The organism is Pandoraea captiosa, assembly GCF_902459775.1.
Taxonomy (GTDB): domain Bacteria; phylum Pseudomonadota; class Gammaproteobacteria; order Burkholderiales; family Burkholderiaceae; genus Pandoraea; species Pandoraea captiosa.
Window position 1 is genome coordinate 15,375 of sequence record NZ_CABPSQ010000005.1, and the last position, 23,325, is coordinate 38,699.

General features: G+C 64.2%; 18 protein-coding genes. 10 read left to right on the top strand and 8 right to left on the bottom strand.

Annotated features, from left to right (window positions below; genetic code table 11):
- Nucleotides 1-182 precede the first annotated feature (182 nt).
- Nucleotides 183-1,652, top strand: coding sequence for a MocR-like pyridoxine biosynthesis transcription factor PdxR (pdxR, locus tag PCA31118_RS15225; RefSeq protein ID WP_150626001.1), 1,470 nt, complete (start codon nucleotides 183-185; stop codon nucleotides 1,650-1,652).
- A 43-nt stretch (nucleotides 1,653-1,695) separates the two neighbouring features.
- On the opposite strand, the gene PCA31118_RS15230 is transcribed toward pdxR, so the two are convergent.
- The 5 genes from PCA31118_RS15230 to cyoA all read right to left on the bottom strand — a co-directional run bounded on the left by PCA31118_RS15230 (nucleotide 1,696) and on the right by cyoA (nucleotide 6,840).
- Complete coding sequence (locus tag PCA31118_RS15230) at nucleotides 1,696-2,457, bottom strand: SURF1 family protein (RefSeq protein ID WP_246190245.1); 762 nt, start codon at nucleotides 2,455-2,457, stop codon at nucleotides 1,696-1,698.
- Between the two features lie 141 nt (nucleotides 2,458-2,598).
- Nucleotides 2,599-2,997 carry a cytochrome o ubiquinol oxidase subunit IV gene (gene cyoD, locus PCA31118_RS15235; RefSeq protein WP_150626170.1) on the bottom strand — a complete coding sequence of 133 codons (399 nt, stop codon included), beginning with the start codon at nucleotides 2,995-2,997 and terminating at the stop codon, nucleotides 2,599-2,601.
- Between the two features lie 8 nt (nucleotides 2,998-3,005).
- Nucleotides 3,006-3,686: a cytochrome o ubiquinol oxidase subunit III gene (cyoC, locus tag PCA31118_RS15240; protein WP_174990486.1), complete on the bottom strand. Its 681-nt coding sequence runs from the start codon at nucleotides 3,684-3,686 to the stop codon at nucleotides 3,006-3,008.
- Entirely contained in the window at nucleotides 3,679-5,670 is a 1,992-nt protein-coding gene (gene cyoB, locus PCA31118_RS15245) for a cytochrome o ubiquinol oxidase subunit I (RefSeq protein WP_150626002.1), read from the bottom strand. Before cyoB ends, cyoC begins: the two co-directional genes overlap by 8 nt.
- 126 nt (nucleotides 5,671-5,796) lie before the next feature.
- Nucleotides 5,797-6,840, bottom strand: coding sequence for a ubiquinol oxidase subunit II (cyoA, locus tag PCA31118_RS15250; protein ID WP_150626003.1), 1,044 nt, complete (start codon nucleotides 6,838-6,840; stop codon nucleotides 5,797-5,799).
- A 160-nt stretch (nucleotides 6,841-7,000) separates the two neighbouring features.
- Between cyoA and PCA31118_RS15255 the strand changes: the two genes are divergently transcribed.
- On the top strand, nucleotides 7,001-8,332 hold the full coding sequence (locus PCA31118_RS15255; RefSeq protein WP_150626004.1) for an MFS transporter: 1,332 nt from the start codon (nucleotides 7,001-7,003) through the stop codon (nucleotides 8,330-8,332).
- 78 nt (nucleotides 8,333-8,410) lie between these two features.
- Here PCA31118_RS15255 and PCA31118_RS15260 read toward each other — a convergent pair whose 3' ends face one another.
- A complete protein-coding gene (locus PCA31118_RS15260; RefSeq protein WP_150626005.1) occupies nucleotides 8,411-9,280 on the bottom strand; it encodes a LysR substrate-binding domain-containing protein in 870 nt (289 codons plus the stop codon).
- A gap of 159 nt (nucleotides 9,281-9,439) precedes the next feature.
- On the opposite strand from PCA31118_RS15260, the gene PCA31118_RS15265 reads away from it, so the two are divergent.
- From PCA31118_RS15265 to PCA31118_RS15290, 6 genes are all read left to right on the top strand, one after another.
- The gene (locus PCA31118_RS15265; protein ID WP_343043289.1) at nucleotides 9,440-10,459 is read left to right on the top strand and encodes an ABC transporter ATP-binding protein; all 1,020 of its coding nucleotides are present in this window, start codon (nucleotides 9,440-9,442) and stop codon (nucleotides 10,457-10,459) included.
- Entirely contained in the window at nucleotides 10,456-11,592 is a 1,137-nt protein-coding gene (locus PCA31118_RS15270; protein ID WP_150626007.1) for an ABC transporter ATP-binding protein, read from the top strand. Before PCA31118_RS15265 ends, PCA31118_RS15270 begins: the two co-directional genes overlap by 4 nt.
- Nucleotides 11,593-11,635: 43 nt before the next feature.
- Nucleotides 11,636-13,138 (top strand): ABC transporter substrate-binding protein, encoded by a 1,503-nt coding sequence (locus tag PCA31118_RS15275; protein ID WP_174990487.1) that lies wholly within the window; start codon nucleotides 11,636-11,638, stop codon nucleotides 13,136-13,138.
- Nucleotides 13,139-13,151: 13 nt separating this feature from the next.
- Nucleotides 13,152-14,096, top strand: coding sequence for an ABC transporter permease (locus PCA31118_RS15280; protein ID WP_150626008.1), 945 nt, complete (start codon nucleotides 13,152-13,154; stop codon nucleotides 14,094-14,096).
- Between the two features lie 14 nt (nucleotides 14,097-14,110).
- Complete coding sequence (locus PCA31118_RS15285; RefSeq protein ID WP_246190246.1) at nucleotides 14,111-15,052, top strand: ABC transporter permease; 942 nt, start codon at nucleotides 14,111-14,113, stop codon at nucleotides 15,050-15,052.
- Between the two features lie 73 nt (nucleotides 15,053-15,125).
- Nucleotides 15,126-16,763, top strand: coding sequence for a gamma-glutamyltransferase family protein (locus PCA31118_RS15290; protein WP_150626009.1), 1,638 nt, complete (start codon nucleotides 15,126-15,128; stop codon nucleotides 16,761-16,763).
- On the opposite strand, the gene PCA31118_RS15295 is transcribed toward PCA31118_RS15290, so the two are convergent.
- Entirely contained in the window at nucleotides 16,764-18,119 is a 1,356-nt protein-coding gene (locus PCA31118_RS15295) for an MFS transporter (protein WP_150626010.1), read from the bottom strand.
- Between the two features lie 78 nt (nucleotides 18,120-18,197).
- Nucleotides 18,198-19,427 (bottom strand): flavin-dependent oxidoreductase, encoded by a 1,230-nt coding sequence (locus PCA31118_RS15300; protein ID WP_150626011.1) that lies wholly within the window; start codon nucleotides 19,425-19,427, stop codon nucleotides 18,198-18,200.
- 133 nt (nucleotides 19,428-19,560) lie between these two features.
- Between PCA31118_RS15300 and PCA31118_RS15305 the strand changes: the two genes are divergently transcribed.
- Both PCA31118_RS15305 and PCA31118_RS15310 read left to right on the top strand, forming a co-directional pair.
- Entirely contained in the window at nucleotides 19,561-20,517 is a 957-nt protein-coding gene (locus tag PCA31118_RS15305) for a LysR family transcriptional regulator (RefSeq protein WP_150626012.1), read from the top strand.
- A gap of 277 nt (nucleotides 20,518-20,794) precedes the next feature.
- Complete coding sequence (locus PCA31118_RS15310; protein ID WP_246190247.1) at nucleotides 20,795-23,272, top strand: MCP four helix bundle domain-containing protein; 2,478 nt, start codon at nucleotides 20,795-20,797, stop codon at nucleotides 23,270-23,272.
- The last annotated feature ends 53 nt before the right edge of the window (nucleotides 23,273-23,325 follow it).

Consider the following 23,325-nt stretch of genomic DNA (forward strand, 5'->3'; position numbering starts at 1 on the left):
ACGTCATGGCCATCAGGATAGGATCAAACTTGTATAATTCGAAGCGCCATTTATTGCGTCTTTCATTGGGCCACTTTGCCTGGGTCATTGGTGACGCATTGCTGATTCAGCGCTGACTCATCACTGATTCAGCGGCATGGCGCCCGGAAACCCGCCCATTCATATCCTTCGAATTGCCGCGCATGCGCCGCCGACACCTCAGCCAGTCGCTCGAATTGCCGCTCGCGCAACGACACGAAAAGGAAACGCGTCAGGCATGGGTCTACCGTTGCGTACGCGAGCGCATCGTGGCCGGTGAACTGCGACGTGGCGACCGTTTGCCCTCGACGCGAACGCTCGCCGAGCGCTGGGGGGTATCGCGCGGCATCGTCGCGCTTGCGTTCGAACAGCTCACGCTGGAAGGGTACGTCGCGAGCCGCGTGGGCGCAGGCACGGAAGTCGTCGCGGACCTTCCCGGGGCACCAGCGAGCATGAAATCGACGCGTCACGCGCTCGCCCCGGCAGAACCATTGCCGGAGAATGCAGCGTCACTCGCCCTGAAGACCGGTCGCTCGCCGGACGCCACGCTGTTCTCCCTGCCCATATGGCGCAAGCACATGAATCGTGCGCTGCGCACCGTCACGCCGGCCATGCTGGCCGATACCGATCCGCGCGGCTATTTGCCGCTGCGCGAGAGCATTGCCCGCTACGTGCGCATGACGCGCGGCATTGCCTGCGAGGCGGCCGACATCGTCGTGACCACGGGCATTCGCCACGCCATCGATCTCGTGACGGAAGTGCTTGCCGATGCGTCCACCACGTTCTATCTCGAAGACCCCGGCTACAAGAACTTGTCGACGCTGGTGCGCGCACCAGTGTCGCAGTGCGTGAGCGTACCGGTCGACGACGAGGGCTTCGTCGTGGCCGAAGCCGACCGGCTGGGCGCGGGCCGCGCAGGCATCGCCTATGTCACGCCCGCGCATCAGGCGCCGCTGGGCACCACGATGTCGATCAACCGGCGCATGCAACTGTTGGCGTGGGCGGCCGCACGCGATATCTGGGTCGTCGAGGACGATTACGACAGCGAGTTCAGCTACGGCAGCGCACCGTTGCCCGCACTCAAGGCTATCGACACGCAGGCGCGTGTGATTCATTGCAGCAGCTTCAACAAGTCGCTGTTTCCGTCGCTGCGCATCGGTTATCTGCTGGCGCCGCCGGTGTTGCTCGCGCGCATCGCGGCCCAGCGCTCGGCCTCCGGTCGCGCGAACAGTCTGATCGAACAAATGGCGCTGGCGAGCTACATCGATGCCGGCGACTTCGCGCGGCATCTGCGCGCATCGCGAAGCGTCTATTTGCGTCGCCGCAATCTGTTGCTGGACAGGCTGCATGAACGACTGCGGCTGCGACTGCCTGCCCACTGTCGCGTTACCGGCGAGCATGCCGGATTTCACTTCTTGCTCTGGCTGCCGCCGCAGCTCGACGAGGCGGCGCTCGTCACGGGATTGCGCGAGCAGGACGTATTCGTGGAAGGACTCCGGGAATTCACGCGGGCACAGGCGTTGGCACCCGCGCTGGTGCTGGGCTACGCCGCGCTGGACGACGCGCGGCTGCCCGATGTCGCGACGCGAATTGCCGACGCCATTGCGGCGGCGGCCGGTGAGTGCAGATCATAAGCACGTGCCATGAACGCGCACCATGAACGTCGCCTGATGGACCTTACTCCGAGCGCTTGCGCATCTCCAGCCGGATGACGAACCAACCGGCCACGGCCGACATGATCGCCAGCGCGTACCACGTGAGAAGATAGCTCATGTGGTTGTTCGGGAACTGCACGACGGTGAGCCCGCCCACCGGATAGTCGCGATCCTGCGATTGCGTCTTGCCCGTCACGGCTTCGGCATCGTTGGTGATGGTGTTTGCACCGACGCTCGCCCCAGGCCGTGCGTCGGCATCGACGAAATACGGGGCCACGTCGGCTTGCGTCAACCCACGCGCCGCTGCAATGGCGAACACGTCGCGCGAATACCAGAGGTTTTCCGCCGGGGCGTTCTTGCGCAGAAAGCCGCCGCCGGGCTCGGGCATGCGCAACAGCCCGGTCACGGTGACTTCGCCGGCGGGCGCGGGCGGCACCGACTCCTTCCAGCCGGGCGGCACGAAGCCGCGATTCACGAGCACTTCACTGCCGTGCGCGGTGCGCAGCGGCGTGAGTACCCAGTAGCCGCCGCCAAGATCGGTCACCGCTTGTACGAGCGTGTCCTTGTCGAAACGATACGTGCCGGTAAGCGAGACGTGCCGATATTCGTCGGCTTCGCGGCTGAGCGCCGACCACTGCGCGCGGGTGGGAGCGGCAGACGGTGGTGCGTGTACGCGCGAATTCACGCGCTCGATCAGATCCAGCTTCCAGGCGCGGCGTTGCAGTTGCCAGGTGCCCAGCGAAGCGAACACGCTGACGAGCAACAGCGTGAGGACGCCGAGCACGACGAGCCGAAGCGCGGACGGGCGGGGAGCGGGGGACGCGGGGGAGGAGGCGCCGGAAGTTCTGGAAGCGCCGGAAGCGCTCGGGGGACGCTGCGCGTCCCCCGATTTGTGAAGTCGATCGCTGCTCAAGGGGTATGCCGTTCAAGGGAGGTTTTTCGTATCCTGCATCATACCCGGCATCATGTTCTGGTTCAGGTGATACATCACCCAGAGCGAGCCCGAGAGCGTAATCACCACCAGCACGATCGTGAAAATCAGCGACAGCATGTTCCAGCCGCCCTCCGATTTCGCGTTCATGTGCAGGAAGTAGATCATGTGCACCACGATCTGCACGGCAGCAAGGAACAGGATCATGATCGCGGTCGTGCTCGACTTCTCGAACACCCCGCCCATCACGAACCAGAACGGAATGGCCGTGAGAATGACCGACAGGATGAAGCCGGTCGCATAGCCGCGCAGCGTGCTGTGCGGTCCCTCGTTGCCATGATCGTCATCGTGGTCGTGCCCGTGGGCGTCGTGCAGGGTCGCGTCCTGGCTCATGTCTTGGCTCATGGCAACACCCCCATCAGATAGACAAACGTGAAGACGCCGATCCACACGACGTCCAGAAAGTGCCAGAACATCGACAGACACATCAGACGGCGGCGATTCGGCGCCGTGAGTCCGTGCTTGTTGATCTGCACCAGCAACGTGATCAGCCAGATGATGCCGAACGTGACGTGCAGCCCGTGCGTGCCCACCAGCGTGAAGAACGACGACAGGAACGCGCTGCGCCACGGCCCGGCGCCTTCGTGAATCAGGGTGGCGAACTCGTACAGTTCGAGCGACAGGAAGGCGGCGCCGAGAATGCCCGTCACGATGAGCCAACCGGTGACGGCCCGCTGGCGACGCCGTTGCATCTCCAGCATCGCGAACCCGTACGTAATGGACGAGAGCAGCAGGAATGTCGTGTTCACTGCCACGAGCGGCAGTTCGAACAGTTCCGCGCCGGTGGGACCGCCGGCGTAATTGCGACCGAGCACGCCATACGCCGCAAACAGACAGGCGAAGACGAGACAGTCGCTCATCAGATAGATCCAGAAGCCGAGCAGCGTGCCACCCGGCGGGTGGTAGTCGCTCGTCATCATGAACTTCAACTCGCCGTCGCGCGGCGGCGCTGATGCCGGGGCGTGGGCGCCGCCGCCGAGCGGGGCGCCGCCTGCCGGGAAGGTTGCGGTCGTATCAGACATGCTGGGCGAGCAGGCGCGTGCGCGCTGCCTCCGTGTGTTCGACCTGATCGGCCGGGATGTAATAGTCGCGGTGATAGTTGAACGTATGACCGATGGCCACGGCCAGCAGCGCGACGAAGGCCACGATCACCACCAGCCACATGTGCCAGATGAGCCCGAAGCCGCAGACCGTCGCCAGCCCGGCGAGGATGATGCCCGCACCGGTATTCTTCGGCATGTGGATCGGGATGAATCCGTCCATCGGACGCTTGAATCCGTGTTGCTTCATCTGCCACCAGGCGTCGTTGTCGTGAACGAGCGGCGTGAAGGCAAAGTTGTAGACCGGCGGCGGCGACGACGTCGACCACTCCAGCGTGCGGCCGCCCCAGGGGTCGCCCGTGTCGTCGCGCAACTGGTCGCGGCGCAGGTAGCTCACAACCAGCTGGATGATGAAGCAGCCGATGCCGATCGCGATGAGCAGCGCGCCCACGGCGGCGACCTGGAACCAGATTTGCAGGGACATATCGTCGAAGTGGCTCACGCGGCGCGTCACGCCCATCAGGCCGAGCAGATAGAGCGGCATGAATGCGACGTAAAAACCGATGAACCAGAACCAGAACGAGCACTTGCCCCAGAACGGATCGAGCTTGTAGCCGAACGCCTTCGGAAACCAGTAACTGATCGCGGCGAACACGCCGAACACGACCCCGCCGATGATCACGTTGTGGAAGTGGGCGATCAGGAACAGGCCGTTGTGCAGGGAGAAGTCCGCCGGCGGCACGGCGAGCAGCACGCCGGTCATGCCGCCGATCACGAACGTCACCATGAAGCCGACCGTCCAGAGCATCGGCACTTCGAAGTGGATGCGTCCCCGGTACATCGTGAAGAGCCAGTTGAAGATCTTCGCGCCGGTCGGTATCGAGATGATCATCGTCGTGATCCCGAAAAACGAGTTCACGCTGGCGCCCGAGCCCATCGTAAAGAAGTGGTGCAGCCACACGAGGTAGGACAGCACCGTGATCACGACCGTCGCATACACCATCGACGCGTAACCGAACAGTCGCTTGCCCGAGAACGTGGCAACGACTTCCGAGAACACCCCGAACACCGGCAGCACGAGAATGTAGACCTCGGGGTGACCCCAGATCCAGATCAGGTTCACGTACATCATGGCGTTGCCGCCGAGGTCGTTCGTGAAGAAGTTCGTGCCACCGTAGCGATCGAGCGCGAGCAGCGCCAGCACGGCGGTGAGCACCGGGAACGCCGCCACGATCAGCACGTTGGTGCACAGCGAGGTCCATGTGAACACCGGCATGCGCATCATCGTCATGCCCGGTGCGCGCATTTTCACAATGGTGACGAGCAGGTTGATCCCCGAGAGCAGGGTGCCCACCCCGGCGATCTGCAACGCCCAGATGTAGTAGTCGACCCCGACGTCCGGACTTTGCAGCACACCGGACAAGGGCGGGTAGGCGAGCCAGCCGGTGCGGGCGAATTCGCCGACGAAGAGCGACATCATGACGAGCACCGCACCGCTCGTGGTCATCCAGAAGCTGAAGTTATTGAGGAACGGGAACGCCACGTCGCGCGCGCCGATTTGCAAGGGCACCACGAAGTTCATGAGACCGGTGACGAGCGGCATCGCCACGAAGAAGATCATGATCACGCCGTGCGCCGTGAAAATCTGATCGTAGTGATGCGGCGGCAGATAGCCCATGTTGTCGCCGAACGAGACCGCCTGCTGCATGCGCATCATCGCAGCGTCGGCAAAACCGCGCAGCAGCATGACGATGCCCAGAATCACGTACATGATGCCGATTTTCTTGTGATCGATACTCGTGAACCACTCCCGCCAGAGGTAGCCCCACAGCTTGAAGTAGGTGATGGCCCCCAGTACGACGACGCCGCCGATCGCCACGCCTGCAAAGGTCGCGATGAGGATGGGTTCGTGGTACGGGATTGCCTCCAGGGTGAGGCGACCGAAGATCAGCTTGACGATGTCCATAAGCTCGAACCTGGAATCATTCGCGCGCAAGGCGCGTCATTGTCGGGGAGATGGGCGCGACGTGTCGCCATGCACCCGGGCCCCACTCATTGCGTCACAACGTCACCGCGCACTTCACCGCACACGTCACTGCGCCAGCGCCGAACCGGGCGCGCGCTGCGCATCCAGCGCGAACTGCACGGTGTTCTGCGCCGTACACATGGCGTCGGAGAGGAGCGCGTCGGTGGCATCGGTGCCGCGCGAGCGGCCCCGGTTGGCGTGTGAGTGGTTGGGCTGGGCCATCATGTCCTTCAGACAGGTCTGGCCCGGCTGCACGCAACGGTTCAGAATCGCCTCGTAGAGGTCGGGAGCGACGTCGGCGTAATACTTCACCGGCACCCATTCGCTCGGTTTGGCGAGCGCCTCGTACTTGTCGCGCGAAAGGTTTTCGCCTTTCGCCTTCACCTGCCTGACCCAGGCGTCGAACTCGTCTGCCGTCATGCCGTGAAACTTGAAGCGCATGCCCGAGAAGCCCGCGCCACTGTAGTTCGCGGAGAACCCGTCATACACGCCGGGCTTGTTGATGACCGCGTGCAGCTTCGTCTCCATGCCCGGCATGGCGTAGATCTGACCGGCCAGCGCAGGCACGAAGAACGAATTCATCATCGTGGTCGAGGTCAGCTCGAAGCGAATCGGCCGGTCCACGGGCGCAGCCAGTTCATTGACGGTCGCAATGCCCTGATCCGGGTAAAAGAACAGCCACTTCCAGTCCATCGCGACCACTTGCACGGTGAGCGGACGGGTGTCGGGCGGTATGTCGCGTCTGGCGTCGATACGCTCGAGCGGACGGTAGGGGTCGAGCTTGTGCGTGCTGACCCACGTGAGTGCACCGAGCGCAATGATGATGAGCAGGGGCGCCGCCCAGATCAGCAGTTCGAGCAGCGTCGAGTGATCCCACTCGGGGGTGTAGACGGCGTTCTTGTTCGATGCCCGGTATCGCCAGGCGAACACCAATGTCAGCACGATCACCGGCACGATGATCAGCAACATCAGAACGGTGGAAATGATGATGATGTCCCGCTGCCTCACCGCGAGATCCCCCGAAGGCGACATCAGGACGGTATTGCAGCCAGACAGCAGCGCGAAGGCGGGGAGTAAAAGTACCCCGCGGCGGAACTTGGGGGAAGTCATGCTGCGATCGATGGAACCGTAGCCTTAGACCGTACCCATCATGGACCCCGCATCTTGATGCATCAATTTAGGGTAAACCCTATGGCGGTGACTCGCGATACCTGCGATGCTTTTCTGGCACGAGTGTCATCGTCATCCCGATCCGCGAGGGGGTCCGATAATGTCAAGCAGTGCTCATCAAACGCCCACCCCGGGCGTACCCGCCGCGCCGACGGCGCACGATCACGGGAGTAAGTCCCGCATCGCGCCAGAGGAAATCGCGGTCGGCGTGGTGGTCGGACGCGCCTCGGAGTATTTCGATTTCTTTGTGTTCGGCATTGCTGCCGTTCTCGTCTTTCCCCACGTCTTCTTCCCATTCGCGGACGGCCTTCACGGCCTGCTGTATTCGTTCACGATCTTCTCCTTCGCGTTTATTTCGCGACCGTTCGGCACGGCGCTGTTCATGAACGTGCAGCGTCGCTGGGGTCGCAGTGTGAAACTCACGGCGGCGCTGTTCGTGCTCGGCACAGCCACGGCCGGCATGGCCTTTTTGCCGGGCCACGCGGTGTTGGGCGATCGTGCGATCTGGCTGCTCGCGTTCTTCCGTCTGTTGCAGGGTATCGGCTTCGGCGGTTCGTGGGACGGGCTGCCATCGTTGCTCGCGATGAATGCACCGCCGCAGCGACGCGGCTGGTATTCGATGATGGGGCAGTTGGGCGCGCCCATCGGATTCATCATCGCGGCGTCCCTGTTCCTGTTCCTGCACTGGAGTCTTGAGCCGGACGACTTTCTGACATGGGGCTGGCGCTATCCGTTCTACGTCGCGTTTGCCGTGAACGTGGTGGCGCTCTTCGCACGGCTGCGTCTGGTCGTGACGCATGAGTACACGGCCATGCTCGAAGAGGGACAACTGGAGCCGATCAGCACGCGTGAGATGGTGCGCTCGCAGGGCTACAACATCTTCCTCGGCGCCTTTGCCGCCCTCGCCAGTTATGCGCTCTTCCATCTGGTCACGGTGTTCCCGCTGTCGTGGATTTCGCTGCAAAACACGCAGGACCTCAACAGTGTGCTGATCGTGCAGCTATGCGGGGCGGTTGTCGCGATCATCTGCACGGTGCTCTCGGGACGCATTGCCGATCGCATTGGCCGGCGGACCACTTTGGGGCTTTTCGCGATCTTCATTGCCGTTTTCGCCCTGTTCGCACCATTTCTGATGGGCGGCGGGTCGGCCCAGCAGGACATCTTCATTCTGGTCGGCTTCGGCCTGCTCGGACTTTCATATGGGCAGGCCGCCGGCACGGTGACGTCGAACTTCGAGCAACGCTTTCGCTACACCGGCGCGGCGCTCACGACCGACTTCGCATGGTTGTTCGGGGCCGCGTTCGCACCGCTCGTCGCCCTGGGGTTGTCGGCAGAGTTCGGGCTGATCGCCGTGAGCGGCTATCTGCTGTCCGGGGCGGTCTGCACATTGCTGGCGCTGCGCATCAACAAGGCACTGGAAACGAAAGACTGATCGTCTGCATGACGTGGTGCACAAACAACGGCGCGACAACGTTCGCGCCGTTGTCACGTCTGTGACTTGTCGCTTTGCTCACACCTCGTGGAGCATGCCGACGATGGCCTCGGTGATGTCGTGCGTGCGCGAATCGTGCTCGCGATGAATCATGCCCACAGTGCGCAGCAAGGGCGGCTCGGCAATCGGCACGATGCGAAGCAGAGGGTCCGACTGCCAGTCGCCACGATGCAACAACGGGAGCACGGAGACGCCGACGTTCTTGCGCACGAGCGCCACGATCGTTTCGATGGAGTTGAGTTCGAGATATTCCGTCACGCTCAGCTTCGCTGCCCGCAACGCCTGCTCCACGACCAGTCCCGTACGAACGCGACGGTCGAAACGCAGGAAGGCGGCGCTGTCCAGAATGTGTTGCGGGTCGGACTCGGTAATGTCGCGATTCACGACCATGATCATCGGTTCGGTGTAGAGCGGCGTCCACACCAGACCGTCCGCGCGGGCATCGTCGGCGCGTGCCACGACCGCAGCGATATCCACCTCACCCTGTTCGACGAGATCGGTCAGTTCGTCCGATCGCGCCGACGTCAGTCGCACGTCGAGTCCCGGATGTGCCGTCTTCAATTCGGCCACGACCAGCGAGAGCGCGCCGATGACCGACACCACCGCGCCGATGGTCACGGGCCCCTGCATGGTGTCGGCGGGCGTGGCGGTCAGCTCGGCAGTGAGCGCCAGGATTTGCTCGACGCGGGGAAACAGATCGCGCCCCTGCCGGGTGAGCGTGATCTGGCGTCCCCGGCGATCGAAGAGCCGCTGCCCAACGGCGTCTTCCAGGCCCCGCATCTGCAAGCTCACGGCTGCCTGCGTGAGCGCAGCGCGCTCGGCGGCCGCCGCGAACGAGCCGGTTTGCGCGACCAGCCGGAACGTCTTCAACATGCGCAAGGTGAGCATCTGAGAGTTAAAAATAACTTAATCGTGAAAAAGAAATATTAATATTTCTTTTCTCTGCGCGGGAGACATAATCGTGTCATGCACATTCCTCATGACCGGATGGCCCGGCCTGAGGCGGATAGACGCAGCAATGCCGACCCACACAACGCGCTCATGACCATGCCCGCAGACGCTGGGCCGGTGCTCGACGTCACCGGACTGTCGCTGAAATTCTCGAAGGCGCCCGACGCGCCCAACCTGATCGACGGCGTGTCGTTCGCCGTGCATCCCGGCAAGACGCTGTGCATCGTCGGCGAGTCGGGATGCGGCAAGAGCGTGACGTCGCTCTCGCTCATGGGGCTGCTGCCCAGTCCGCCGGCGAACGTCGTGGCCGGTCGCGCCCTGTTCGAGGGCCGCGACCTGCTCGCGCTCGACGAGCGCGAATTTGCCGACTTGCGCGGCAACCGGCTCGCGATGATCTTTCAGGAACCGATGACATCGCTCAATCCGTCCTTCACCGTCGGGCACCAGATCGAGGAGGGCATTCGACGTCATCGCGGACTGGACCGCCGCGCTGCGCGAGCCGAAGCCCTCGACATGCTCAAGCGCGTTCGCATTCCCGCGCCGCAAACCCGGCTGGACAACTATCCGCACGAGCTGTCCGGCGGTATGCGTCAGCGCGTGATGATTGCGATGGCGCTGGCCAACCGTCCCGCGTTGCTCATTGCGGATGAACCGACCACGGCGCTCGACGTCACCATTCAGGCGCAGATGCTCTCCCTTATCCAGACGCTGCAACGCGAAACCGGCACCGCCGTCGTGCTCATCACGCACGATCTCGGCGTAGTGGCCGAGGTCGCAGACGACGTTGCCGTGATGTACGCCGGACGGATCGTCGAATACGGCACGGTGAGCGAAATCTTCGACGACCCGCAGCACCCGTACACCATCGGGCTGATGGGCGCGATTCCATCCATCGGCAAGCGCGAAGGCACGCTCGCGACCATTCGCGGCGCCGTGCCGTCGCCCGAACGCATGCCCTCCGGCTGCCGCTTTGCGCCGCGATGTCCCTTCGCCGAAGCCCGGTGCACCCGCGAGGCACCCACCGAGAAAACGTTGTCCGGCGCGCACCGCGTTGCCTGCTGGCTCGCGCCGGTCGAAGCGCAGACGTCGCCCGTTCGCGAAGCGGTGATCGCATGAGTGCGCCCACCCCCATTCTCGAAGCGCGCGAGCTCACGAAGCACTTCGGCGGCCATCGCGTCGGTTTCTCGCGCGCACCGACGGTGTATGCCGTCAACGGTGTGTCGTTCTCGGTGCAGGCGGGCGAGACGTTCGCCATCGTGGGAGAGTCCGGTTGCGGCAAGTCGACGCTGGGGCGTCTGCTGTTGCGTCTGCTCGATGCGACACGGGGTGAAGTGCGCTATCAGGGCGAAGACATCATGACGCTGGGCGCCGGCGCGATGCGACGACTGCGGCGCGAACTCCAGATCATTTTTCAGGACCCGTTTGCCTCGCTCAATCCGAGCATGACCGTCGGCGGACTGATCGGCGAGCCCATCGCGCTGCATGGCCTGGCGCGCGGGCGGGCGAAGGACGAGCGCGTGGCGGAGCTGCTGCGCACCGTGGGTCTGCAACCCGATTACGCGCAGCGGTTCCCGCACGAGTTTTCCGGCGGCCAGCGTCAGCGCATCGGCATTGCACGCGCGTTGGCCGGCGAGCCGCGCGTGATCATCGGCGACGAACCGGTCTCCGCGCTCGACGTCTCCGTACAGGCGCAGGTCATCAACCTGCTGGAGCGCCTCAAACACGACTTCGGGCTTACGCTCATCATGGTCGCGCACGATCTGGCGGTCATCCGTCACATGAGCGACCGCGTGGCGGTGATGTACCTCGGCGAGATCGTGGAGTTGGCGAGCGCCGACGCGCTTTTCGATAACCCGCTGCATCCGTACACGCAGGCGTTGCTTCAGGCGATTCCGGCGAGCCGCCCGCACCTTCGACGCGCGCGTGCCCCGCTGGGTGGCGAATTGCCCAGCCCGACCGCGCCGCCGCCGGGATGCCGTTTTCATCCGCGCTGCCCGCACGCGCGCGACGCGTGCCGCGAGCAACGGCCGGTGACCGAAGTGCTGGTGGACGGACGTCAGATCGCATGCCACTTCTGGCGGGACATCCAGAACGCCGGAGCCAGTCCTGCGCGCGCGGCCGCGCCAAGCGAGAAGCTCGGCCGGCGACTCGCGCTGTATCGCGCGCGTCAGGCGCAGGCCGGCGGCGCTGCCGTCGACACACTCAGCACCGCAGGCACCATCAGCAACACCGGCGCGACCTCTGCATAACCACACCTTCACAACACCATTACACAGACAAGGGATCCCACGCATGCGCAACGTTCTGCTCGATCTTGTTTTGGCGGCGGCTCTGACGACCGGGGCGGCCTCGGCGATGGCGCAATCGACGCTGCGCATCGGCTTGCAGGAAGACATCGGTTCGCTCGATCCCGCGCGCAGCTCCCAGGTGGTCGACCGCATGGTGCTGCGCTCGCTGTGCAGCTCGCTCGTCGATATCGACACCGACCTGAAGTTCGTGCCGATGCTCGCCACGGCCTGGAACGTGAGTTCGGACAACAAGACCTGGACGTTCCGGCTTCGCAAGGGGGTGAAGTTTCACGACGACGAGCCGTTCAACGCGGCAGCCGTGAAGGCCAATCTCGACCGCGCGCGCAGCATGCCGGCGAGCAACCGCAAGAGCGAATTGTCGTCGATCGATCATGTCGACGTCGTGGACGACTCGACCGTCAACATCGTACTCAAGACACCGGACTCGGCGCTGCTGGCCACGCTGTCCGATCGCGCGGGCATGATGCTCGCGCCGAAGTCGCTCAAGGACGACGCCGCCGTGCAATCGCATCCGGTGTGCTCGGGGCCGTACAAGTTCATGCAGCGTGTGCAGAACGATCGCGTGGTGCTCGAAAAATTCCCGGGCTTCTGGGACGCCGACAAGTTCGCGATCCAGAAGGTCATCTATCTGCCGATTCCGGATACGACGGTGCGCCTCGCCAACGTGCGCTCGGGCTCGCTCGACATGCTCGAACGCCTGTCCCCGTCCGACGTGAAGTCGGTCAAGCGCGACGCGAATCTCACGTTCGTCTCGATGGACGGGCTGGGCTACTATGGACTGACGTTCAACGTGGCCGCCAATGCGAACAAGGCGCTGCGAGACAAGCGGGTGCGACAGGCGTTCGACCTGTCGATCGATCGCGACGCCATCAATCAGGTGATCGGCGGCGGCATTTTCACCCCGGCGAATCAGGCGCTGCCGCGCTCGGGCCAGTATTACGACGCGTCGATCAAGACGACCAGGCGCGACGTCGCCAAGGCGAAAGCGCTGCTCAAGTCGGCCGGTTTCGAGAAGGTGGACGTGACGCTGAGCTTCGGCAACAGCACCGTGTCCAACCAGATGGCGCAGATGCTGCAGGCCATGCTCGCCGAGTCGGGCATCACGCTCAAGCTGCGTCCGATGGACTATGCGGCGGCGCTCGACGCGGCGCATCGCGGCGACTTCGACGTGCTCTACAACGGCTGGTCGGGGCGTGTGGATCCCGACGGCAATCTGCACCAGTTCGTCTCGTGCAAGGGCAATCTGAACTACGGCCAGTATTGCAATGCGGAAGTCGACAAGTTGCTGGGCGAGGCCCGTGTGAAGTCGACGGTCGCCGAGCGCAAGCCGCTGTATGACGCCGCGAACAAGATTCTCGCCGAGGACGATCCGATTCTGTATCTGTACGTGCAGCCCTGGCCGTATGTGCTCTCGAAGAAGGTGCAGGGCTTCGTCGCCTATCCGGACGGCCTCATCCGCCTGCGTGGCGTGAGCGTCAAGGGCTAAGGGGAACGTCGCCATGCTGCGTCTCGTCGCCCATCGTGCGCTGGTTGCGATTCCCACGCTCATCATCGTGTCGATGATGATCTTCGGGCTTCAGAAGATGTTGCCCGGCGATCCTGTGCTGGCGATGGCCGGTGAAGACCAGAACCCGCAGGTGATCGCTGCGCTGCGCGAGAAGTATCACCTCGACAAGCCGCTGCCTACCCAGTACGCACTATGGATCGGCAGTGTGCTGCACGGCGACCTCGGCAATTCGCTGCGCACCGGCGAGCCGGTGACGTCGCTCATCGCGCAGAAACTGCCCGTCACGCTGCAACTGGCCATGTTCGGGCTGGTGATCGCCATTGGCATCGGTATTCCGCTGGGCATCCTGTCGGCGGCCAATCGCGGTCGGGCGATCGATTACGGATCGAACGTGCTGGCGCTCTCGGGCATGTCGATCCCGAACTTCTGGCTCGGCATTCTGCTGATCTTCCTCGTCTCGGTGCGCTGGCAGTTGCTGCCCTCGTCCGGCTACGTACCGCCGGGCGAGGACTTGTGGATGAGCTTCAAGACCATGGTGATGCCCGCCTTCGTGCTTGGGGCGGCGCTGGGCGCACAACTGATGAGGCACACGCGCAGCGCCATGCTCGGCGTGCTGCGCACCGATTACATCCGCACGGCACGCGCCAAAGGCCTGCTGCGCGGCACGGTGGTGCTCAAGCATGCGTTTCGCAACGCCCTGATTCCCATCGTGACGGTGCTGGCGCTGCTCTTCGGCGAATTGCTCGCCGGCGCGGTGCTGACCGAGCAGGTCTTCACGATTCCCGGCTTCGGCAAGCTGGTCGTGGACGCCGTGTTCAACCGCGACTACGCCGTGGTGCAGGGCGTGGTGCTGGTCACCGCCGTGAGCTTCATTGTGCTCAATCTGCTGGCCGACGTGCTGTACGTCCTGCTCAACCCGCGCCTGCGTCGCGCCTGAGACATCTTTCGAACATGGCAGCCATTCAGACCCCATCCACTCCCTCCGCGACTCCCTCCGGCGCCGCGCCGGCGCCCGGGCACAGCGTGGCGCCCGCTGTGGGAAGCGCGCAGTCCCTGCCGCGGCGGCGCTATCGGGGGTTACGCAAATTCGCGCGTAACAAGGCGGCTGTCGTGGGCGCGATCATCGTGGCATTTGCCGTGCTCGTTGCCCTGCTCGCGCCGTGGATTTCCCCCTACGATCCGATCGCTACCAGCTTCATGACGGTGCGTCAGGCGCCGGGCGCGTTGCACTGGTTCGGCACCGACGAACTGGGGCGCGACATTCTCGCGCGCATGATCTTCGGCGCCCGTGCATCGCTGGCCGCCGGGGTGGTCTCGGTCGGCATCGCGGTGATCGTGGGCGTGCCGCTGGGCCTGCTTGCAGGCTACTTCGGTCGCTGGGTCGACGCCGTCGTGTCGCGACTGGCGGACGCGCTGCTCTCCATCCCGTTCCTGATTCTCGCCATCGCGATGGCGGCATTTCTCGGCGCGAGCCTCACGAACGCGATGATTGCCATCGGCGTGTCGGCCATGCCGCGTTTCGTGCGGCTCGCACGCGCGCAGGCGCTTACCGTCAAAGCGGAAGACTATGTGGAAGGCGCGCGCGCCATCGGTCTGACGGATGCGCGCATCATCGTGCGCTACATCCTGCCGAACGTGCTGCCGCCAATCATCGTGCAGGCGAGTCTCACGGTCGCCACCGCGATCATCGCCGAAGCGAGCCTGTCGTTTCTCGGACTGGGGCAACTGCCGCCGCTGCCATCGTGGGGCTCGATGCTCAACACGGCGAAGGACTTCGTCGAGCAGGCGCCCTGGATGTCGATTTTTCCCGGTATCGCCATTTTTCTGACGGTACTCGGTTTCAACCTGCTGGGTGACGGCCTGCGAGACGCACTGGATCCTCGCGAGCAGTGACGGTCCCAACGGCTTTGCACCACGTCGGCAGCATTATTCCAACCACGATAAATAAAGGACAACAGCGACTCCCATGACGCAATTCAACTGGCAAAACCCTTACCCGACGCCGCGCCTGCCGGTGTTCGCCCGCAACATCGTGTCGACGTCGCATCCGCTCGCGGCGCAGGCCGGTCTGCGCATTCTGTGGCAGGGCGGCAATGCCGTCGACGCCGCGATCGCCGCCGCCGCGTGCATGACCATCGTCGAGCCGGTATCCAACGGTCTGGGCGGGGACTGCTTTGCGCTCGTGTGGGACGGCAAGCAGGTGCACGGCCTGAACGCCTCGGGTACCGCGCCGGGCGCGTGGAATGTCGACTACTTCCGCAAGAAGTACGGCGAGCAGCACGGCATTGCCAAACAACCGATGCGCGGACTCGACACGGTCACCGTGCCCGGCGTGATCGCCGGTTGGGAAGCGCTGCACGCGAAGTTCGGCAAGTTGCCGTTCGCCGATCTGATGGCCCCGGCCATCGAGATCGCCGAGCGCGGTCACGCCGTGGCGCACATCGTCGCGCGCAAATGGGCGGCGGCCGTGCCTGAGCTGAAGGACCAGCCGGGTTACGCGCAAACCTTCATGCCGAACGGCCGCGCGCCGACCACCAGCGAGATGATGCGCATGCCGGGGCATGCCCGTACGCTGCGCCTGCTGGCCAAGGAAGGTCCGCGCGCGTTCTATGAGGGCGAGATCGCCGAGCGTATCGCCGCGTGGAACGTCGAGCACGGCGGGGCGATGACCGCCGACGATCTGCGTGCCTATCGCGCGGACTGGGTCACGCCCATCGAAAAGGACTATCGCGGCTACACCGTGCACGAAATTCCGCCGAACGGCCAGGGCATTGCCGCGTTGATCGCGCTGGGCATTCTCGACAAGTTCGACGTCTCCAGCCACGCAGTGGACCGCGTGCATTCGCAGCACTTGCAGATCGAGGCGATGAAGCTCGCCTTCGCCGATCTCTACAAGTACGTGGCCGACCCGCGTTCGATGGAAGTCACGCCCGCGCAGATGCTCGACGACGGCTACCTCACCGAGCGTGCGAAGCTCATCAATCCCGACAAGGCGACGCACTTCGACTTCGGCATGCCGAAGTCCGGCGGCACGATCTACCTGACGGCGGCCGACGAACAGGGCATGATGGTCAGCTTCATCCAGTCGAACTACATGGGCTTCGGTTCGGGCGTGGTGGTGCCGGATTACGGCATCGCGCTGCAAAACCGCGGCTGCGGTTTCTCGATGGATCCGAAGTCGGCGAACGTGGTCGAGGGCGGCAAGCGCCCGTTCCACACGATCATTCCGGCATTCCTTACGCAGAAGGTCAACGGTCGGCACGAGGCCGTGATGAGCTTCGGGGTGATGGGCGGCGACATGCAGCCGCAGGGCCACCTGCAGTCGGTCGTTCGCATGCTCGACTACGGTCAGCAGCCGCAGGCGGCGTGCGATGCGCCGCGCTGGAAGGTCAATCGCGACTTCACCGTCGATATCGAGTCGACGATGAACCGTGAGACGGTGGAAGGTCTGGTCGCGCTCGGTCACAAGCTGAAGTCGATCGACGATCCGTACATGGACTTCGGCTCGGGCCAGTACATCTGGCGTCTGGATCGCAACGATCCGGAGCGCGGCTACGTGGCCGCGAGCGACAGCCGTCGCGACGGCCTCGCTGCCGGGTACTGATCAGACCGCTTCGCCCGATGCGTGGGCGGCGCGACGCGCGGTGCGCCGCGCCCCCACGCTGATCGCGAAGGCCGCCACGCTCGCGACGAACACCGGCACGGCGGCGATCATGAACAGGTGCTGCGGGTCCCAGTGCAGGGCCAGCAGCACGCCCCCGACGATCGGTCCGACGATGGAGCCGATGCGCCCGATCCCCAGCGCCCAGCCCACACCCGTGCCGCGCATCGTCGTGGGATAGGTGCGCGCCGCGAGGGCGTTCGCGCCGATCTGGCCCCCGACCACACAGAACCCGGCCCCGAAGATCGTGGCTGCGAGCACCGTCACCGATGTGCCTGCGATGCCGACCAGCACGATACAGACGGCAGCACCGAGATAGACGACGCCGAGCGCCCTGAACGGCGGCACGCGGTCGAAAACGCGTCCGAGTGTGAGGGTGCCGAGCGTGCCGCCGATCTGCAGCATCGACGTGATGAGCGCTGCGGTGTCGAGTGCGATCCCGGCGTCGTGGATCACTGTCGGCAACCAGCTCGACAGGAAATACAGATCCATCAGGCTCATGAAGAAGATCACCCACAGCAGCAAGGTGATGCGCGCGCGCTTGTCGGCGAACAGCGCACCGACGCCCGCCTGTCCTTTGGCATGGACGTCGAGGCCGCTGTCGATGCTCACGTCGTGCGGCAGATCGGGCGCGAGTTTTTGCAGAACCGCGCGCAGCCGCGCCGGGTGTGTCGCCTGAACGACCAGGAACCGGGGCGACTCCGGCAGGCAGCGCCACGCGAGCAGCGCTGCGAGCAGCGGCAACAGGCCGCCGACGACGAACACGGACTGCCAGCCGAAATCGCGAATCAGCCCGGCCGCCGCCAGCCCGCCGAGTGCGGCACCGAGCGAGAAGCCGCAGAACATCACCATGATGGCGGTCGAGCGCACGCGCTCGGGCGCGAACTCACCGGTCAGCGCGATGGCATTGGGCATCACGCAGCCCAGTCCGACGCCGGTCGCGAGCCGTAGCACCAGCAACGACGTGACGGACGTGGCGAGCGCCGTGGCCAGCGACATCGCTCCGAAGATCAGCATGCCCGCGATCAGCACCGGTCGACGTCCGAAGCGGTCGGAGACCGGCCCGCCGATGAGCGCACCGAGGGTGAGGCCGACGAGGCTCGCCGAGAACACCGGGCTGAGCGCAGCGCGCTCGATGCCCAGGGCATGCACGATGGCCGGCGCGACATAGCCGATGGCCTGCGTGTCGAATCCGTCGAGGAACACGATCAGCGCGCAAAGCGCCGTGACGAAAATCTGATAGCGGCCGAAGGGCCGCTCATCGATGAGTGTGCGCAGATCGATGCTCGGGTTGGGCATGGCACTGTCTCCTGGGTCGGCCTCGTGCGCGAGGCTCTGTGGGACTGCTTCAATGGGCAAATCAAAGGCAAACGCGTGCTACCGGCTCAGCCCCGCGACCTGCTTGTAGCGGTTCGAAATCTGCGCGAGCTCGGCGGCGCTGATGACGTCGTCGATGTGCGCGAAAGGCCTGTCCCCGCTGAGTTCATGCACGGTCTGCAAGATCGCGTCGGGCGGCGCCGTTCGATTCATGAGCACGACGTCGGCGGTCGCTTTGCAACGGATGCGTTCGTAAGCGGTGAGCGCGTCGGGCGTCAGGCCGTGTTCGCGCAGCTGCGCGGCAAGACATGGGGCGTCGAGGATCGCCTGACCGGCGCCGTTCGAGCCACGTGGCACCATCGGATGGGCGGCGTCGCCGAGCAGTGTGACACGTCCGAAACTCCAGCGTGGCAACGGGTCCTGATCGACCATCGGATATTCGAGAATCATCTGCGTGGCTTCGATCATGCCTGCCACATCCAGCCAGTCGAAATGCCAGTCGGCGAAGGTCGGGAAGAAGTCTTCGAGACGCCCGATCCCGTTCCAGTCGCGACGCGCGGGCTGTGGCGCTTCGATCTCCGCCACCCAGTTCACCAGTTGATTGCCACTGCCGTCGACATTGTCGCGAATCGGATAGATCACCATCTTCCCGACGGACAGCCACCCGGCGCGCACCATCGACGCGCCGCTCAGGAACGGCGGCAACACGACGCTGCCGCGCCACATGTTCACGCCCGAATAGCGAGGCGCGCCCTCGGCCGGATAGAACTGCTTGCGCACGACCGAGTGAATGCCGTCCGCCGCGACGAGCAGACGCGCGGTGACCGGCGGCAGCGCGTCGCCCTCGGGCGATTCGAACGAAATCGCGACAGCGTCGTCGTCTTGCAGGAAGCCGGTGCAACGGTGACCTTCGACGACGGCGTCCTGCCCCAGACGCTCGCGCACCGCCGCCAGCAGCACGCCCTGAAGATCGCCGCGATGGATCGAGAACTGCGGCCAGGCATACCCGGCAAATTCCCCGGCCGGTTCGCTGTAGACAAACTGGCCGAAGCGGTTGAAGAACGCCGACTCGCGCGTGGTGACGGCGACGTCGCGCAGCGCGGCGCTCAGACCGAGGCCAGCGAGCACGCGCGTCGCGTGCGGCAGGATGTTCACGCCCACGCCCAGTGGACGGATTTCAGGGACGGCTTCGTAGACGCGGCAGGCAATACCGGCTTCATGCAGGCTAAGGGCCAGCGTTAGTCCGCCGATACCGGCGCCGACGATAGCCACATCGATCGATGAGGACATGGGGTGTCTCCTGAGCGGCGATGCGCTTTGGGTTCTGGAATGGCTGCCATTAAAGCGCGTCGACGGTCATGAGGGAATTTTGACTATCATATGAATTGATATGAATCACTTATGAAACGTTTGCGAACCGGCAATGAACCTCTCACTACGACAATTGAAGGCCTTCGTGCTTGTGGCAACGCTGGGCAATTTCACGCGGGCGGCCGAGCGTTTGCACATTACGCAGGCGGGCCTGTCGGTCATGATGCGAGAGATGGAAACGCAGCTCGGCAGCCGATTGTTCGACCGCACGACGCGCAGCGTCACGCTGACCGAAGCGGGCCATGCGCTGCTGCCGGTCGCGAGTGCAGCCGTCGGGCAATTGGACGCTGTGGCGAGTCGGATCGCGGCGTTCGGGCAGGTCTCGCGCAAGACGCTGCGCATCGCCGCGACACCGCTCGTGTCGTCGCATCTCATGCCCGAATGGTTCGGCACGTTTGCAAGCGCTCACCCTGAAGTCGATCTCCGACTGCACGAAGCGGAAATCGCGCAGGTGCACGCGCTCGTCGAGCAGGGCGAAGCCGACATGGGCTTCGGCTTCTTCACCAAGGCGTCGCACGGTATCGAACGTACGCTGCTGCAATCGTTTCGCCTGATGAAGGTCACCGCGGTGCCCAGGCGGCTGCCTCGCAAGTCAGGCAAGCCACCGAAAGGAAGCGCAACCTGGGATGCGCTGCGCGACGACACCCTGATCGGTTTGCCGCCAGACAACCCCATCCAGCAACTGATCGAGACCCATCTCGCGCGTATCGAAGGCATGGATCGCGCCGGGCACGCGCTCGACACGCGCGCCGTGTTTCGCCGCTTCGAGACACTCATCGGCATGGCGGAGGCGGGCATCGGCACGGCCATCATGCCAACGTTCGCCATGCCCGCCTGCCGCCATCGCGCCGTGCGTTGGGAGGTGCTCACTCACCCCGAAGTCACGCTCGGGTTTCATCGCATCGTCAAGCGTGGGCGCGCGAAGCCGGAGCTATGGCGCCAGTTCACCGAATTGGCCGCGTCCTCGCTGCAACGTATCGATGCATTGGCCGACGAGCGCGGAAGTTAGTACTGACTGGGGCTCCCCGCCTATGGGACGGTGGGAGGACCGAAGCGTGCGCCGGCCACCGTTCGTAGCGCCGTCGGTATGCGCTCACTCATCTTGGATTCCTACACGGCGCACAGCCATCGGGGAAGCGTGAAGCTTCCGTTGGTTCATCGAATCGTCACACTTCACCCGCAATAATCACGGCGCACGAGGAATCTACAAACTAATTCGGCGGCCGATCTACTGCGTCAACTCACGCGTGGCACCGGGCGCCGGTGCGACCCGGGGAAATGACGCAATGACCATCCGTCATCGAATTACGCTATTGGTGATCCTGACGTTCGTGGCGCTCTCGATCATCGGTGGCTACGCCGTCTATCAGACACGCGCCAGCGCGCAGAAGGTTCGTCAGGTGACGGAGGGCGTGGTGCCCAGCGCGCTTGCATCCGCCGATCTGGTGTCGCAAGTCAAGTCAGTGCAGATTGCCACGATGACACTGGTGTACGCGCCGGACGAAACCGTCGTCGAACAGGCGCTCGGCACGCTCAAAAAGCTGCGTGGCGAGATCGACCAGTCGCTCGCACGTCAGGCCGAAGGCGCGGCCAGCGATGCGCAGAAGGGACTGGTGACGCAGGCCCGCGAGAGCGTCGAGAATTACTTCAACGCCATCAACGACACCGCCAAACTCAAGCAGGCCGGCAAGACCGAGATGGCGCAGGCGTTCCTTTTCGCAATGGTCGCGCAGTACCGCGACGAACTCGAAGGCGTGGTCAATACGCTTCGCGTCGAGAAGAACCGTCAGAAGGACTCGGCCATCACCACGCTCAACGACACGCTCTCGACCACCACGACCGCCATCGGCATCGTGACCGGTCTTGCGATCGTCCTGCTCACCGCCATTGGCGCGCTGCTGTACCGCCAGATCACGCGCCCGCTCTCGCGCATGCAGGCGATGATGAGCGAGATTGCCAGTAGTCAGGACTTCACGCGTCGCGTGCCGGTCGGCCGCATGGACGAAATCGGGCACTCCATCGTGGCCTTCAACGGCATGATCGAGAAGATTCAGGAGCGCTCGGCGCAACTCAAGCAGAAGACGGCCGACATTCAGGCGATGTTGCAGAACATGCAGCAGGGCATTCTGACCGTGGTCGACGGCTCGAAGGTGCACGGCGAATACTCCGCCTATCTCGAAGCGATCTTCGAGACGCAGGACATTGCGGGGCGCGGTGTCATGGAACTGGTGTTCGGCGACAGCGATCTCGGCTCGGACGCACTGTCGCAGGTCGAAGCTGCCATCGACGCCTGCATCGGACAGGACGCCATCAACTTCGCGTTCAACGAACATTTGCTTGTCGGGGAGATCGGCAAGCGCATGCCGGACGGTCGCATCAAACAGCTCGACCTGACGTGGTCGGCGATCACGGACGAGAGCGACACCATCCTGCGCCTTATGCTGTGCGTGCGCGACGTGACCGAGCTGCGCGAACTCGCTGCCGAAGCCAACGAACAAAAGCAACGTCTCGAGATGATTGGCGAAATTCTCGCGGTCAGCCAGGAGAAGTTCCATCACTTCATCGAAAGCTCGTCGGACTTCATTCGCGAGAACGAGCGCATCATCCGCAAGCATTCGCAGGCCGACAGTGCGGCCATTGCGGAACTGTTCCGCAACATGCACACGATCAAGGGCAACGCACGCACGTATAACCTGCAATACCTGACGAACGTGGTGCATGAGACGGAGCAGCGCTATCACGAGTTGCGTCAACCGGATGTCGCGCGGCTGTGGGATCAGGACGGCATGATGCGTGAACTCGAACGCGTGCGTCAGGCCGTGGACGCCTACGCGCAAATCAATGAAATCAGCCTCGGTCGCAAGGGCCCGGGTCGCGCTGCCGACGAGCAGTCGATGGTCGTCGACCGCGCGCACATCCGCGCCAGCCTGCGCATGCTGGAGGCGGCCGACCCGAACGATCTGCACCAACTGGTCGCCATGCGCGACGCCGTGCACCAGACGCTGCGTCTGCTCGGTACCGAGGGCGTTGGCGAAGCCTTGGGCGGCGTGCTGGATTCGCTGCCGTCGCTCGCGAGCGAACTCGGCAAACCGGCGCCGGTCGTGCGCATCGACGACAACGGCTATCGCCTGCGGGCGCCGGCCGTGCGCATTCTGCGCGACGTATTCATGCACTTGCTGCGCAACTCGATGGACCACGGTCTGGAAGGTGCGGATGAGCGCCGCGCCAAGGGCAAGCCCGTGGCCGGCACCATCGACATCGAAGTCGGCCTCGATCACAACATGCTGCAGGTCACGCTCACCGACGACGGTCGTGGCCTCGCCCTGCATCGCATTCGCGGCATTGCCGTGCAGCGCGGCTGGATTACGCCTGAGACCTACGTGACGGACGAACAGATCGCGCAGTTCATCTTCCGCCCAGGCTTCTCGACCGCATCGGAAGTCACCGAAGTCTCCGGTCGGGGTGTGGGCATGGACGCGGTGCAGGACTTCGTGCGTCGCGAGCACGGTCGCATCGAATTGCGCTTCACGGACGAGCGCAAGGGCGCGGAGTTCCGTCAGTTTCAGACGGTAGTGTGCCTGCCCGACAACCTCGTCGTCGACGGCTTCGACCTCAACAGCGTGGCGGCCGATGCCATCGACCTGCCCGCACTGGAGGCCGTGGTGCCGCGTATCGGCGCTGGTGAGACGCATGTGGCGCGGGACAACGCGCCGGATACGGCGAGCCAGCCCCACGACGGTCAGTCGCAAACCGGGACGGTCTGACGCACGAATCCTCAGGCAAGCACGATGGGTGAGGCGGCGCAGACCCGTGCGGT

Coding starts and splice junctions, on each gene's coding strand:
- pdxR (WP_150626001.1), top strand. CDS start 183: ATGCGCCGCCGACACCTCAGCCAGTCGCTCGAATTGCCGCTCGCGCAA.
- cyoD (WP_150626170.1), bottom strand. CDS start 2,997: ATGAGCCAGGACGCGACCCTGCACGACGCCCACGGGCACGACCACGAT.
- cyoC (WP_174990486.1), bottom strand. CDS start 3,686: ATGTCTGATACGACCGCAACCTTCCCGGCAGGCGGCGCCCCGCTCGGC.
- cyoB (WP_150626002.1), bottom strand. CDS start 5,670: ATGGACATCGTCAAGCTGATCTTCGGTCGCCTCACCCTGGAGGCAATC.
- cyoA (WP_150626003.1), bottom strand. CDS start 6,840: ATGACTTCCCCCAAGTTCCGCCGCGGGGTACTTTTACTCCCCGCCTTC.
- PCA31118_RS15255 (WP_150626004.1), top strand. CDS start 7,001: ATGTCAAGCAGTGCTCATCAAACGCCCACCCCGGGCGTACCCGCCGCG.
- PCA31118_RS15260 (WP_150626005.1), bottom strand. CDS start 9,280: ATGCTCACCTTGCGCATGTTGAAGACGTTCCGGCTGGTCGCGCAAACC.
- PCA31118_RS15265 (WP_343043289.1), top strand. CDS start 9,440: ATGCCCGCAGACGCTGGGCCGGTGCTCGACGTCACCGGACTGTCGCTG.
- PCA31118_RS15270 (WP_150626007.1), top strand. CDS start 10,456: ATGAGTGCGCCCACCCCCATTCTCGAAGCGCGCGAGCTCACGAAGCAC.
- PCA31118_RS15275 (WP_174990487.1), top strand. CDS start 11,636: ATGCGCAACGTTCTGCTCGATCTTGTTTTGGCGGCGGCTCTGACGACC.
- PCA31118_RS15280 (WP_150626008.1), top strand. CDS start 13,152: ATGCTGCGTCTCGTCGCCCATCGTGCGCTGGTTGCGATTCCCACGCTC.
- PCA31118_RS15285 (WP_246190246.1), top strand. CDS start 14,111: ATGGCAGCCATTCAGACCCCATCCACTCCCTCCGCGACTCCCTCCGGC.
- PCA31118_RS15290 (WP_150626009.1), top strand. CDS start 15,126: ATGACGCAATTCAACTGGCAAAACCCTTACCCGACGCCGCGCCTGCCG.
- PCA31118_RS15295 (WP_150626010.1), bottom strand. CDS start 18,119: ATGCCCAACCCGAGCATCGATCTGCGCACACTCATCGATGAGCGGCCC.
- PCA31118_RS15300 (WP_150626011.1), bottom strand. CDS start 19,427: ATGTCCTCATCGATCGATGTGGCTATCGTCGGCGCCGGTATCGGCGGA.
- PCA31118_RS15305 (WP_150626012.1), top strand. CDS start 19,561: ATGAACCTCTCACTACGACAATTGAAGGCCTTCGTGCTTGTGGCAACG.
- PCA31118_RS15310 (WP_246190247.1), top strand. CDS start 20,795: ATGACCATCCGTCATCGAATTACGCTATTGGTGATCCTGACGTTCGTG.